Origin of the sequence: Variovorax sp. S12S4 (assembly GCF_023195515.1) — a bacterium.
Classification (GTDB): domain Bacteria; phylum Pseudomonadota; class Gammaproteobacteria; order Burkholderiales; family Burkholderiaceae_C; genus Variovorax.
The window spans coordinates 195,016-206,757 of sequence record NZ_JALPKR020000002.1; the positions used below are offsets into that span (position 1 = coordinate 195,016).

The 11,742-nt window shown below is 65.5% G+C and carries 12 protein-coding genes and 1 pseudogene; 6 read left to right on the forward strand and 7 right to left on the reverse strand.

The annotated features are described in order from the left end of the window. Positions 1-180: 180 nt before the first annotated feature. Both M0765_RS01340 and M0765_RS29130 read left to right on the forward strand, forming a co-directional pair. On the forward strand, positions 181-1,338 hold the full coding sequence (locus M0765_RS01340) for a hypothetical protein (protein ID WP_258501558.1): 1,158 nt from the start codon (positions 181-183) through the stop codon (positions 1,336-1,338). A gap of 80 nt (positions 1,339-1,418) precedes the next feature. Next, positions 1,419-2,395 (forward strand): annotated as a pseudogene (locus tag M0765_RS29130) (acyltransferase family protein). 26 nt (positions 2,396-2,421) lie between these two features. Here M0765_RS29130 and M0765_RS01355 read toward each other — a convergent pair. The 4 genes from M0765_RS01355 to M0765_RS01370 form a co-directional block, all read right to left on the reverse strand. After that, the gene (locus tag M0765_RS01355) at positions 2,422-3,150 is read right to left on the reverse strand and encodes a haloacid dehalogenase type II (RefSeq protein ID WP_126746221.1); all 729 of its coding nucleotides are present in this window, start codon (positions 3,148-3,150) and stop codon (positions 2,422-2,424) included. Positions 3,151-3,152: 2 nt separating this feature from the next. Next, positions 3,153-3,788, reverse strand: coding sequence for a bifunctional 4-hydroxy-2-oxoglutarate aldolase/2-dehydro-3-deoxy-phosphogluconate aldolase (gene eda, locus M0765_RS01360; protein WP_258501562.1), 636 nt, complete (start codon positions 3,786-3,788; stop codon positions 3,153-3,155). Between the two features lie 16 nt (positions 3,789-3,804). After that, positions 3,805-5,631, reverse strand: coding sequence for a phosphogluconate dehydratase (edd, locus tag M0765_RS01365; RefSeq protein ID WP_258501563.1), 1,827 nt, complete (start codon positions 5,629-5,631; stop codon positions 3,805-3,807). 172 nt (positions 5,632-5,803) lie between these two features. Then, positions 5,804-6,355 carry an OmpA family protein gene (locus M0765_RS01370; protein WP_258501564.1) on the reverse strand — a complete coding sequence of 184 codons (552 nt, stop codon included), beginning with the start codon at positions 6,353-6,355 and terminating at the stop codon, positions 5,804-5,806. A 45-nt stretch (positions 6,356-6,400) separates the two neighbouring features. On the opposite strand from M0765_RS01370, the gene M0765_RS01375 reads away from it, so the two are divergent. Together M0765_RS01375 and M0765_RS01380 are read left to right on the forward strand one after the other, a co-directional pair. Next, the gene (locus M0765_RS01375) at positions 6,401-7,234 is read left to right on the forward strand and encodes a gamma-glutamylcyclotransferase (protein ID WP_446751527.1); all 834 of its coding nucleotides are present in this window, start codon (positions 6,401-6,403) and stop codon (positions 7,232-7,234) included. Next, positions 7,231-7,773, forward strand: coding sequence for a superoxide dismutase family protein (locus M0765_RS01380; RefSeq protein ID WP_258501565.1), 543 nt, complete (start codon positions 7,231-7,233; stop codon positions 7,771-7,773). Before M0765_RS01375 ends, M0765_RS01380 begins: the two co-directional genes overlap by 4 nt. A 7-nt stretch (positions 7,774-7,780) precedes the next feature. Here the strand turns inward: M0765_RS01380 and M0765_RS01385 are convergent, their stop codons facing one another. After that, a complete protein-coding gene (locus M0765_RS01385; protein ID WP_258501566.1) occupies positions 7,781-8,353 on the reverse strand; it encodes a nucleotidyltransferase family protein in 573 nt (190 codons plus the stop codon). Between the two features lie 55 nt (positions 8,354-8,408). Between M0765_RS01385 and pdxH the strand changes: the two genes are divergently transcribed. Then, positions 8,409-9,062 (forward strand): pyridoxamine 5'-phosphate oxidase, encoded by a 654-nt coding sequence (gene pdxH / locus M0765_RS01390; protein ID WP_258501568.1) that lies wholly within the window; start codon positions 8,409-8,411, stop codon positions 9,060-9,062. A 6-nt stretch (positions 9,063-9,068) separates the two neighbouring features. On the opposite strand, the gene M0765_RS01395 is transcribed toward pdxH, so the two are convergent. Further along, positions 9,069-10,280 (reverse strand): OmpA family protein, encoded by a 1,212-nt coding sequence (locus tag M0765_RS01395; protein ID WP_446751528.1) that lies wholly within the window; start codon positions 10,278-10,280, stop codon positions 9,069-9,071. 18 nt (positions 10,281-10,298) lie between these two features. Between M0765_RS01395 and M0765_RS01400 the strand changes: the two genes are divergently transcribed. After that, positions 10,299-10,670 carry a hypothetical protein gene (locus M0765_RS01400; RefSeq protein WP_258501571.1) on the forward strand — a complete coding sequence of 124 codons (372 nt, stop codon included), beginning with the start codon at positions 10,299-10,301 and terminating at the stop codon, positions 10,668-10,670. 97 nt (positions 10,671-10,767) lie between these two features. On the opposite strand, the gene M0765_RS01405 is transcribed toward M0765_RS01400, so the two are convergent. Beyond that, positions 10,768-11,718, reverse strand: a complete 951-nt coding sequence (locus M0765_RS01405) for an AEC family transporter (protein ID WP_258501572.1) — start codon at positions 11,716-11,718, stop codon at positions 10,768-10,770. Between the last annotated feature and the right edge of the window lie 24 nt (positions 11,719-11,742).

Consider the following 11,742-nt stretch of genomic DNA (forward strand, 5'->3'; position numbering starts at 1 on the left):
CGGCATATTCTTTGCTGCTGTTCCTTGGCAAGAAGCGTTAATGCTTAACGCTTCAGACGCCCGAATTTGCAACAAGAACTTTCATGCTTGAACGCGGATAGCAGTTCAAAAGTATTGAAATGGCCCGTTGATTTTCGCCCCGTCTTCCAAATGAGCGCTTTCTTCTAAAGCGGAACGAATTTGACCAGTTTAAGTATCCGCGGCAAGGCGATCGACCCGGCAATATCGCTCATCGTATTTCTATTTGCCGCGCTCGTCGTTGGAGCCATTCCGTTCGCGTATCACGACACGGCAGCCCAGATCTTTCCGGACGAAGACACGCTGCTGAGCTTCTTCGGCGCCGATTCATGCCAGCTGACCTCCACCACCATCGAGGAAAGAAACTCCTACGCCTGCAGCGCGTTCCTTCTTGAATCGGTGGGGTTGAGCGCTGGCACCGCGCCATTGGCGGGCGCCCTGCTGAGCGTGTCGCTCACCTTGATTCCCATCTTTCAGTTCGCCCGCATTCCCTTGGGCGTATTTCTCGCGTCGCTGGCCTGGGGCGTCATCCGGGCGATTTTTCTTTCGGTTCTCTCCAAGGACATGCTGTCCGCCGCCGTGGTCCTCGTTTCGGTCATGGCTGCCCGGCAACCATGGTTCGGGCTCACGTGGCTGTTGTCCGCCACGATTTACGGCTGGGTCGTCAGAAAGTACTGGCTGCTGGTCAGCGGCGTCTGGTTCGGGCTGAGGCTCCTCAGAAAGCAGCTCACCGTGTTCAGGCTGCTGGTCGTCATTGTTCTGGTTTACATCGCACTGGCGCTGACATTCCAGATTGCGCTGGGCGTCACGCTGGACTTTGCCCGCCTCGCCGTCAATGAAAACCGGGAGGTTGGTGCCGAAGGATCGCGAACGGTGATCGAGGCGGTCATTGCTTCCGACAATGCACTGCTGCAAGCGCTCAATGCAACGATCACATTTTTCAGGCTCGCATTCCCGCTCGAGCTTCTGCGCTTTGGATCGGTCAGCCAGCTGGCATTTATTTCGATCATGCCTTTCACCTTCATCTGGATGGTGAAGGTCATTGTCAAGAGCGCGAAGTCCGACGATAAAAGGATCATCCAGGCCGGCAAGATTGCCTTGGCGCCTTTGTCTTTTCTCATTATCGAAGGCGTGTTCGAGCCTGATTTCGGCTCCTTTGCCCGTCACTTCGCCATTGTGAGCCCGCTTGTTTTTTCCGCCATGGCAATGCTGCAGAAAGCCGAACTGCGTGAAGAAAAGCGGCTGCGGCGCAGCAGCAATGCCGCCCCTTCCGGCGCACCGGCTCTCGTTGGCGCCATTCAGCAGGATCGCATCTCGTGAAGTCCCAATCCATTGCGGTCGACCAGCCCCAGTACGTCGAATCCATCCAGGCGGGAAGAGGCATTGCCGCTCTCTTGGTGGTGGTTCATCACATCGCGCAGAAATCGCACGCGCTTTCGGGCGGCGCCATTCCGTTGTTCGATTTCGGGATCGTCGGGGTTGATATCTTTTTCATGATCAGCGGCTTCATCATCTACTTCGTCACCGCGAGCAAGACGATGACGCATGTGGAGTTCATGGAAAAGCGGATCGTGCGGGTGTTTCCGCTGTATTGGGGGCTCTCGTTGCTGGCATTGCTGGTTCTGATCTTCAAGCCGAACCTGATCAACAGCAACGCGCAGCAAGCAACGGATATTGCCGCCTCGTTTTTCTTGTGGCCCACCACCGCGCCATACCTGGTGAACAACGGCTGGACGCTGACCTACGAGATCATCTTCTATGCGCTCTGGGCACTCGTCGCGCTGCCGACAGCCAATCGAAAAACCGCAACCATTGCGTGCCTGGTACTGGCTGCGGGTTCATTCATGGGGCTGCTTTTCAACGTAGATCCCAAGGTCATCAATTTTTCGCTGTTCGTGGAATTTGCCTTTGGCGTGGCCGTTGGCGTCGCGTTCAAGAAGGGGTGTTCCGGCAACACATTCCTGCTGCCATCGGCCTGACCGTGACGGGCGCTTTTCTCGCCCACCTGGCCATATCCCAGGGCCTTGGCAGCGGCCAACTGCGGGGATTTGCGCTGGCAATTCCTTCGGCCATGATGTTCATGGGAATCATCCTGCTCGGGCCGTTCTGGAAAAGAATGCGCACGGTGCTGGCCATTGGTGACAGCTCCTATTCGCTGTACCTCTTTCATCCGTTCATCCTGGTCGGCATTCCCATCACGGTGAAGCTGCTCGGCATTTCCTCGCCGGTGCAGATACTCGCCATTTCCGCCGCGGTCGGCGTTGCGGCCATTGCGGCTTCGCACATGGTCTACAAGCTGGTGGAATTTCCGCTCACGCAAATGATGCGCGGAATGATCAAGTCCGCGAAGTCGCTTGGCGCAGCAAGAGCAAGGTAATTGCGGTCCGCTGAGCCTCGGCGCGATCAGCAGCCCAGCAGATCGGCCAATTGATTGATGTCTCGCGCATGCAGGTTGTTCTCTGCGTTCGGCGAAACATCCTTGGGCTGCGCGCGGCCGTATTCATGGGGCCGCTCGATGTAGGCGGTCTTCAGGCCGCACACGCGCGCCGCGGCAAGGTCGTCATGGTGCGCCGCCGCCAGCATGACCTGGCCCGGCGTTGCGTCGAACACGCCTGCCACTCCAAGGTAAGTGCGCGGATCGGGCTTGTAGGCCTTGAACACTTCGGCCGAGAGCACGCAGTCCCATGGCAGGCCGGCGCGTTTGGCCATTTCGGTGAGCAGGCCGATGTTGCCGTTGGACAACGTGCAGATGGTGAACTTCTTCTTCAGGCGCGTGAGCCCCTCGACCGCATCGGGCCAGGCGGGCAGCCTGTGCCAGGCACGGCTCAGGTGACGCTTGGCGGCGGTGTCGAGTTGCTCGGTCAGGCCGAAGTCATGCAGCACCTGCTCGAGCATGCTCAGGTGCAGTTCGTCGAGCAGCGTGAAGCCGCCCTCGCCCGCGGCAATGCGCTCCATCACCGATTTCATTGCGGGCTGGTAGCCGGCGCGCCACGCCAGCGCGAAGGTGGCGCCGTCCACACCCGGCAACGCGAGTTCGGCCTCGGCGGCAATGCCGCTGTGCCAATCGACCACCGTGCCGAAAACGTCGAACGCGATGACCTTCAGGTCGCTCGCGTCGAAATCCGCGCGCATGGTCAGCGCTGCAGTTGGCTCGCGGCGCGTGCCAGCTGCTCGATCAGCGCCCAGTTGCCTTCGCGGATCGCGTCGGTCGGCACGATCCACGAGCCCCCGACGCAAGCCACGTTCGAGAGCGCGAGAAACTCGGCCGCGTTGCCCGCATGGATGCCGCCGGTGGGGCAGAAGGTGACGTCGCCGAACGGCCCTTGCCAGGCCTTGAGCATCGGCAGCCCGCCCGCTTGCAGCGCGGGAAAGAACTTGAGCTCGGTGTAGCCGTCTTCCTGTGCCGTCATGATCTCGCTGCCGGTGGCCACACCGGGCAGCAGCGGCAAGCCGAGATCGTGGCAGGCCTTGCCCACCGCGCGCGTGTAGCCCGGACTCACGCCGAACTTGGCCCCGGCCAGCGCCGAGGCTTGCGCATCGGCCGCGCTGCGGATGGTGCCGGCGCCGGCCACGGCTTCGGGCACGTCCTTGGCAATGGCTTCGATGCACTCGAGCGCCTGCGGCGTGCGCAGCGTGACTTCAAGCATGCGGATGCCGCCGGCCACCAGCGCGCGCGCCAGTGGAATGGCATGTTTCACGTCGTTCAGCACGATGACCGGGATGACCGGCGCATCGCGCATGACGTCGAGTGCGGTGAGTTTGTCTGTCATTTCATTGCTCCATTGTTCACAGCCACGAGCATGCGCCCTCTTCCGCGGTCAGTGCATTGCGCCGCATGCCGGCGAACAGTTCGCGGCCGAGGCCGTGGCCGTCGGCGATGCGCTTGGCCTCGGGCAGCTTGGCAAGCTCGCGTTCGGCCCATTCGTCGTCGGGCACCAGCACGGCAAGCGTACCCGCTACCGCATCCAGGCGTATGACGTCGCCGTCGCGCACCTTGGCGAGTGGGCCGCCCGCGGCGGCTTCGGGCGAGACATGAATCGCGGCCGGAATCTTGCCCGATGCGCCGCTCATGCGGCCGTCGGTGACCAGCGCCACGCGAAAGCCCTTGCCCTGCAGCACCGACAGCGGCGGCGTGAGCTTGTGCAGCTCGGGCATGCCGTTGGCCTGCGGGCCCTGCCAGCGCACCACGCACACCACGTCGCGCTCGAGTTCGCCGGCGGTAAAGGCCTGCTGCAGCGCGGCCTGCGAATCGAAAACGCGCGCCGGCGCTTCGATCACGTGGCGGTCGTCGGGCACCGAAGACACCTTGATCACGCTGCGCCCCAGGTTGCCGTTGAGCAGCTTCAGGCCACCAGTGGCGCTGAAAGGGTTCTCGACGGGCCGAGCCACCGCCTCGTCCTTCGAAGGCGCGGCGGATTGCCACACCAGGCGCTTGTCGCCGGCCATGGTGGGCACGTTCGCAAATTCGCGAATGCCGCCGGCGCGCACGGTCAGCACGTCGGCATGCATCAGGCCTGCGTCGAGCAGCTCGCCGATGACGAAGCCCGGACCGCCCGCCGCCTGGAATGCGTTCACGTCGGCGCTACCGTTGGGGTACACGCGCGTCAGCAGCGGAATCACGTCGGAGAGGCGCGAAAAGTCGTCCCAGTCGATCACGATGCCGGCCGAGCGCGCCACGGCCACCCAGTGGATCAGGTGGTTGGTGGAGCCGCCGGTGGCAAGCAGCGCCACCATGGCGTTGACGATGCAGCGCTCGTCCACGACTTCGCCGATGGGCGGGCAATTGAATGCGGTTTCGCTCGCGCGGCCGAGCACCGTGCGAACGGCCTCGCGCGTGAGCGTTTCGCGCATGGCGTCGCCAGGCTGGATGAAGGCCGTGCCGGGCACATGCAGGCCCATGGCCTCGAGCAGCATCTGGTTGCTGTTGGCGGTGCCGTAGAAGGTGCAGGTGCCCACGGTGTGATAGGCCGCCATCTCGGCGTCGAGCAGGCCCTGCCGGCCAACCAGGCCCTGTGCAGCCTGCTCGCGCACCTTGGATTTTTCGCCGTTCGACAGGCCCGAGGGCATAGGGCCCGCAGGCACGAACACGGTGGGCAGGTGCCCGAAGTGCAATGCGCCGATCAACAGGCCCGGCACGATCTTGTCGCACACGCCCAGAAGCAGCGCGCCATCGAACATGTCGTGCGTGAGCGCCACCGCGGTGCCCATGGCGATCACGTCGCGGCTGAAGAGGCTCAGCTCCATGCCGGGCGTGCCCTGGGTCACGCCGTCGCACATGGCGGGCACGCCGCCGGCCACCTGCGCCGTGGCGCCGAGGCTGCGCGCCTCGTTCTTGATGATGTCGGGGTAGCTCTGGTACGGCGCGTGGGCCGAGAGCATGTCGTTGTAGGCGGTGACGATGCCGATGTTGGGTGCGCGCTCCGTCACCACCCTGAACTTGTCGTTGGCCGGAATGCCGGCCACGGCGTGCGCGACGTTGGCGCAGCCCATGCGATCGGAGCCGCGGTCGCGGTTGCGGATTTCGGTGAGGCGCTGGAGGTACGCGCTGCGCGGCCCCCGGCTGCGTTCGCGAATGCGATCGGTAACGTCAAGGACGGTGGGATGTGTGCTCATGGGGATGTATTCGGTCGCACTGCCGGCATCTGGCCAATGTCACTTTTGCGACCTTCGACTTGGAAGTGAATAGTACCAAGACAGCAAAACCAAGGCCGATCGAAAACGGCCTTCCGGCAATACGCATTTACATCCCGCATCGAGATCCACGGGCTGATTGGGCGGAGACCGCTCAATCGATGAGCTTGACTTCGACGCGGCGCGCCTCTGCGTTGTTGCCCGAACCCGCCGTGACAGCGGGCTTCTGCAGGTCGACCTTGCTCGCCGGAACGCCCAGGCCCACCAGCACGTCGCGGATCATCTCGGCGCGCTTCTTGGCAAGCTGCTCGTTGATGGCCGCGTCGCCGGTGGTGTCATGAAAACCCGAGACCACGGCCTTGCGGCCGCTTTCCACGCCCTTGATGACGGCGGCCAGCGCCTCGGCGGCACCGGGTGCGAGATCGGCGCTGCCGGTCGCGAAATAGAAGTTCACCACGCCGTTGGCCACGCGGATGCTGGCGCCGTCGGGGATCACGACTGTGACCGTTTCGGTGACCTCGGCCACGGTGGTGGTGGGCGCCGGCGCAGCGGGGGCCGCTGCAACCGCTACGGCGGGCCTGGCCTTTGCCGCCGCGTTCTTGCCCTTGTGCCAGAACGCGATGCCCAGTACGAAGGAGATCACCAGCGCGATCAGTATCACGAGAAACCCGAGGGCGAATTTTTGCTGGCTGTCGTCTTCATTCATGGGTCTGCGTTCTCCGTAGGGAAGAGGTCGGTAAATAATGGTGCGGTGAACCATGATCGCCAAATTGTAGGCGCCGGCCCGTCGGGCCCCGCACCCGACCGCGGGCCGCCGGGGCTGGACCCGATGCCCCGGCCGTTGCGCGACCCGCAGCCGATGCTCGAACAGGCCATTGCCGACTGGGGCGGCCGCGAGGACCTGTGGCTCTTCGGCTACGGCTCGCTCATCTGGCGCCCCGAGTTCGACTTTGCCGAGCGGCGCTTTGCCTGGGTGCATGGCTGGCACCGCGCGCTGAAGATGTGGAGCCGCATCAACCGCGGCAGCGTGCAGACGCCGGGCCTCGTCTTCGGCTTGCTGTCAGGCGGCAGCTGCCGCGGCATGGTGTTCCGCGTGCCGGCTGCACAGGGCCTCGAAACGCTGCGCAGGCTCTGGCTGCGCGAAATGCCCACCGGCGTGTACGACCCGAAGTGGCTCAAGTGCGTCACCCCCGAAGGCCCGGTGCGCGCGCTTGCCTTCACGCTCTCCAGGCGCAGCCCCAATTTCACTGGGGAGCTCAGCGACGAGCGTTATCGCCACATCTTCACCCATGCGGTCGGCCGCTACGGCAGCTCGCTCGACTACGCACGCCAGACCTTGCTGGAGTTGCGCCGCCACTCGATCCACGATGCGGCACTGGCCCGGCTGGTTGCTCTGGCGCACGAGAGGCAAGAGCAGCAGGAGCAACACGACCGTGAGGCGCAGCAAGCGCAATCCGGCGCCGCGGCTGATTGCGGCACGCCTCCTGCTCCGGTATATGTTCCGGGGTCTCCGGACAAAAAAACTTCTTCTTCCCGTTCCTTTTCTTCCCAACAATCTTCCGGACCGTCCAAGGAAAAACCATGAACCATCGTCTCTCGATCGCCACCGGCACCGCCCTTCTCGCCAGCGCCCTGCTCTCGGCCTGCGGCGGCATGATGGGCGGCAAGCCGAGCGCGGCCGCCGAACTGATGCCCACCGCGGCGATCTCGCCCAACCCCACGCGCGGCACGGTGACCTTCACCGCGCTGGACCACGGCGTGCGTGTGGCCGGTGAAGTGCGCGGCCTGGCACCGGGCAGCGAGCACGGGTTCCACATTCATGAGAAAGGCGACTGCGGCGACAACGGCAACGCCTCGGGCGGCCACTTCAACCCCACCGGCGGCACGCACGGCAAGTTCGGCGCGCCGGGCAGCCACGCCGGCGAGCTCCCCAGCCTCGTGGCCGATGCCAGCGGCGTGGCGCGCTTTCGCGTCGACATCCACTCGATCTCGCTGACCGAAGGCGCCGCCAACAACGTGGTGGGCCGCGCGCTCGTCGTGCATCGCGACCGCGACGACTTCACGACCCAGCCAGCCGGCAACTCCGGCCCGCGCACGGCATGCGCGGTGATCGCGCGGCGCTGATCGCCGGTTAAGCCAACCCCGCCGAGCGCTCCCGCCAAAGGGCCTCGGCGTGCGCCAGGGCCTCCGGCGTGTCGATGTCGGTCACGATGCCCACGTCGTCCACCACAAGGTCTGCGACCGCGTCGATGGCGCGCATCGCCTTGAGGATGGGCGCGGCGCCGAAGTTTCCCTGCAGCGCCGCGAGCTGTGCGCGGCATCCGGCCGCAAAGCCCACCGGATGGCCGCGCTCGCCCTTGTATTGCGGCTGCGCGGCGCACGTGCGGCCGGTGAGGGCCCCCGCCACCGCGCGCAGGGTTTCAGGGCGCACCAGCGGCAGGTCGCCCGGCAGGATCAGCCAGCCGGCGGCGTCGGGCGTGGCCCGCACCGCGGCGGCAATCGAATCGCCCATGCCCGGGTGGCCGGCGTCTTCCAGGCGCCAGGGCAATCCGCTGGCGCGAACGGCATCGAGCGTTCGCTCGAGCACCGGCTTGCCCGCGAGCGGCGCCTGCAGCTTAGAGCCCACGCCACCGGCCGCGTTGAAACGCTCGCCGCGCCCCGAAGCCAGCACGATCACCCACGGAGAATTAGCCTTTGTCACCATGGGCCGAGTATGTGCGCGGAATGGCGGCGGGCAAGGCTTGCGCAACAATGTCGGCATGACCTCTTCTCCAACCAACGAAACGTTGGCCGCGCTGCGCAAGAGCTACGAGCGGGCCGAACTCGGCGAAACCCACAGCGCCGACGATCCGCTGAAGCAGTTCGAACGCTGGCTCGGCGAAGCCATCGACGCGCAGGTGCCCGAGCCCAATGCGATGACCCTGTGCACCGTGGGCAGCGACCTGCGGCCTTCGAGCCGCATCGTGCTCATCAAGGGCTACGACGCACGCGGAGTCGTCTGGTACACCAACTACGAAAGCCGCAAGGGCCGGGAGCTGTCGGGCAATCCGTATGCGGCGTTGCAGTTCCACTGGGTCGAGCTCGAACGCGTGGTGCGCATCGAGGGCCGCGTCGAGAAAACCAGCGCCGAGGAAAGCGATGCCTACTTTGCCAGCCGCCCGCTCGACTCGCGCATCGGCGCCTGGGCCAGCCCGCAAAGCGAAGTGATCAGCGGCCGCGACGTGCTGGTGAAGAACGCCGCCGTGGCCGCCGCCAAGCACCTGCTCTCGCCGCCGCGCCCGCCGCATTGGGGCGGCTACCGGCTCGTGCCCGACCGCTGGGAATTCTGGCAAGGCCGCAAGAGCCGCCTGCACGACCGGCTGCGCTACCGGCTCGAAGGCGGCAACTGGGTGCGCGAACGGCTCGCACCCTGAGCCTGGTCAAGCCTCGCAGGCTGCGACCTTGAATTCGACGCGGCGGTCGAGCGCATCGCTTGCGTCGTCCGCCCCGGTGCCCACGATGTTCTCGCGGAATCCCATACCCGATTCGCGCAGCTTTCTCGACAGCGGCGGCGCCTCGCCGACGAGGCGGGTCTTCACGCTCACGGCGCGCTGCAGCGACAAGCGCTCGTTGACCGCCTCCGGGCCGGTGCGGCTCGTGTGGCCCGTCACCACCACGCATGAATCGATCTGCGCCGCCTGGCGCGCGATCTGCCGCAGCCACATCGGATAGGCAGCGCTGATCTTCGGGTCGGCCAGGAAATCGGTCGAGCCGGGCTTGAACAGGAACTTCACGCTCAGGTTGTTGGTTTCCAACCCGAGCCGCGCAAGGGTGCCGAAGGTTTTTTCCGCATCGGCCGCGCGGCCCAGATGCGCCTGCGTGAGGTACAGGCCGCTGTAGATGCGCAACTGCTGGCCATCGGGCCGGCGCGATGCGGCTTCGTAACGGCTGAGCGCTTCGCTCATGCGGCCCGCTTCGTAAGCCGCGGTGGCTTCCTGCAGCACGGTCGAAGTCGGCAGACGCTCCAGGTACAACGCGTCGGCGGCTTGCCCGGGCTGCGTTTCGGCGGTGCGGATGTAGCCTTCCACACCGCGGTCCTTGCCGTTCACCGGGCTGTCGCGAAAGAAGGCCGTCGGCCGCGTATCCAGCGTCGGGTCGCTGATGCGCGCCACCGATTGCGCGATGACCACGCCGCTCTTGATTTCCGTCAGCGCCAGGTTGAGGCGGTAACGCCCATCGGACGAATCCTTGTCGCGCACCAGCGTGCCGTTCAGCACGTACTGGGCGCGCTCGATCTCGGCGCTGTTGAACGGCGTGACGGTGAACTGCTTGAACTGCGACTGCATGCGCTGCACCACGCGCTGCTCGGCCACGCGCGTCACTTCGGTCTGCTGGCCGCTCGATCCCTCGAGCAGCGGGTCGATCACGATGCGGCTCTGCTTGATGGTCGACTCCACCTTGGCCAGGAAGGCCGGCAGCTTCTGCGTTTGCACGATCAGGTCGTCCACCGCCTGGTTGACGGCCTGGTCGAAAGGCATGGCGTTGCCCGGCGCGGGCCGGTGCGCACACGCAACGGAAAGCGCCGCGGCGCACAGCGCGAGCACGCGCAGCACGGTCCCGATCGGGTGGATGGTGGTTTTCATCATCAGCATTGGCTCCTCAAGATCTTCATGTCTTCGTCCGACAGCGGCTCACCCACCGCTGCCCGCATGTTGATTTCGCTGCAGCGCCTGGAGAGCGGCGGCTTTTTGGGAGCCGCGGACTTCTCCACCTCCGGCACTGGCAGCGGCGACGGCTGCGCGGCCACCGCTACGGCCTGCGGCCTGGGCCGCGTTGCCGCAGCCGGCTTTGGCCCCGCTGGCCTGGCTGCCGGTAGCCCGGCTGTCGGCGGCACCGCCTCCCTCGGTACCCCCGCCGAAAGGCACGGCGTTCTGCACGGCTTGGTATCGGCCGTGGCCGTTGCGGCAAAGGCGGCACAGCACAGTGCGACCACCATCGCGATCGGCGCCATGGCGGGAAACGGCGAAGACCGCACCTGGTAAATCATCAGCCGGCAAATGTAGAGCGGCAGGCGCCGCTCGCCATCTCGCCAAATGGCCACCCTGCCGAACGGCATAGGCGCCGGGGGCTACAAGAACTTCAGGGAAGCCACTGCACCAGCGTCATCACCAGCGTGAGCGTGGCAAGCGCGAGCACCGTCGACACCGCCACGCTGGCCGTTACCAGGTCTTCGGCCGTGCGGTAGCGCTGCGAAAAGAGAAAGACGTTCGCGCCGATGGGCAGTGCCGCCGCCACCACCATCACGGTGAGCGGAATGCCGCGCACGCCCAGCAGCCAGCCGATGCCGGCCACGAGCAGCGGATGCAGCAGGTTCTTCACCAGGGCCTGCACCGTGGCACCGCGCCAGTGCCGACCGATGGGCGTCAGCGCGAGCGTGATGCCCACCATCACAAGTGCCACCGGGCCGAAGGCCTGCCCGAGCAGCATGATCGGCTTGTCGAGAAAGTCGGGCATCACGAGCCCGGTCTGCGCAAACAGCAGCCCCGCGATGATCGGCATCGGCACCGGGTGGATGATGGCGTTGCGGAGAGCCCGCAGCACCGTGCGAACCATGGAACGCTTCTCCTCCCCGCTCACCACCGCATGCTCGCGCGCGACGGCCAGCTCCAGCACCACGGTGGCGCTCGTCAACAGCACCAGCGAATGCAGCGAGATCAGCGTGAGCAGCACCACCATGCCTTGGTCGCCATAAGCAAGGCCGACCAGCACGATGCCGATCATCACGGTGTTGCTGTAGGTGTTGGCCAGCGCAATGACGGCTGCCGTGCGGTTGAAGCCGCGCAGCGCCAACGTGCCCGCGAACAGCAGGCCCGAGGCGATGAAGTACGCCGCCACGGGCTTGAGGCTGAGTTCTTCCACGTGCACCGTGCTCATCGCGCGGAACAGCAGCGCGGGTGCAAGCAGCAGGAAGATCAGGTTGGAGAGGTCCTTGACGGCGTTGCCGCCGATCCAGCGGCGCCGGCCTGCCAGGTAGCCTGCTGCGATCAGGACGACGACCGGCAGCAGCGAGGAAATGACGAACGGGTTCACCCGGTCGAGGATAGCCGAGGGTGC

What these genes read in the sequence shown, in the direction of transcription:
- M0765_RS01355 (WP_126746221.1), bottom strand. Translation starts at nt 3,150, where the DNA reads ATGCGCGCGGATTTCGACGCGAGCGACCTGAAGGTCATCGCGTTCGAC.
- eda (WP_258501562.1), bottom strand. Translation starts at nt 3,788, where the DNA reads ATGACAGACAAACTCACCGCACTCGACGTCATGCGCGATGCGCCGGTC.
- edd (WP_258501563.1), bottom strand. Translation starts at nt 5,631, where the DNA reads ATGAGCACACATCCCACCGTCCTTGACGTTACCGATCGCATTCGCGAA.
- M0765_RS01370 (WP_258501564.1), bottom strand. Translation starts at nt 6,355, where the DNA reads ATGAATGAAGACGACAGCCAGCAAAAATTCGCCCTCGGGTTTCTCGTG.
- M0765_RS01380 (WP_258501565.1), top strand. Translation starts at nt 7,231, where the DNA reads ATGAACCATCGTCTCTCGATCGCCACCGGCACCGCCCTTCTCGCCAGC.
- M0765_RS01385 (WP_258501566.1), bottom strand. Translation starts at nt 8,353, where the DNA reads ATGGTGACAAAGGCTAATTCTCCGTGGGTGATCGTGCTGGCTTCGGGG.
- pdxH (WP_258501568.1), top strand. Translation starts at nt 8,409, where the DNA reads ATGACCTCTTCTCCAACCAACGAAACGTTGGCCGCGCTGCGCAAGAGC.
- M0765_RS01395 (WP_446751528.1), bottom strand. Translation starts at nt 10,280, where the DNA reads ATGCTGATGATGAAAACCACCATCCACCCGATCGGGACCGTGCTGCGC.
- M0765_RS01400 (WP_258501571.1), top strand. Translation starts at nt 10,299, where the DNA reads ATGTCTTCGTCCGACAGCGGCTCACCCACCGCTGCCCGCATGTTGATT.